The following is a 363-nucleotide window of genomic DNA, read 5'->3' on the forward strand; positions in this document are numbered from 1 at the left end:
GTAAGTCTGATCTAATATAGATGATAAACCTAATGAATAGAAAAGATTAGTAACCTCTTCATCGCTACTATTACTTATGATATAGTCTTTTTTTGTATTTATATAACACTCCCAGTCATTGTGAATGTTAATGAGAGCTGCCTTTATATAAAGATTATGCTGATTATTAAAATACTTTTTTATTATATTATTAGCTTCTTCATTAGAATATCTTAGTTCTTTTGGTGACCATCTAAATAAGTAAGAGTATATCATTTATTTAACATAGTTAAGTTCATCTAGTTTTTCTCCTTGGAATAAATCCTCTAATGCTTTTATAAAATCTCTCTTTCTATTTAAAGAAGAACAACTTAAAAATAAAGC

Annotated in this window: 1 protein-coding gene; it reads right to left on the bottom strand. The window is 25.3% G+C overall.

The annotated features are described in order from the left end of the window. On the bottom strand, positions 1-255 hold a 255-nt coding region (locus AC1DWA_RS33840; RefSeq protein ID WP_477917932.1), incomplete at its 3' end, for a hypothetical protein. Positions 256-363 lie beyond the last annotated feature (108 nt).

This window comes from Rhodococcus sp. P4_F3_2 (assembly GCF_056401335.1).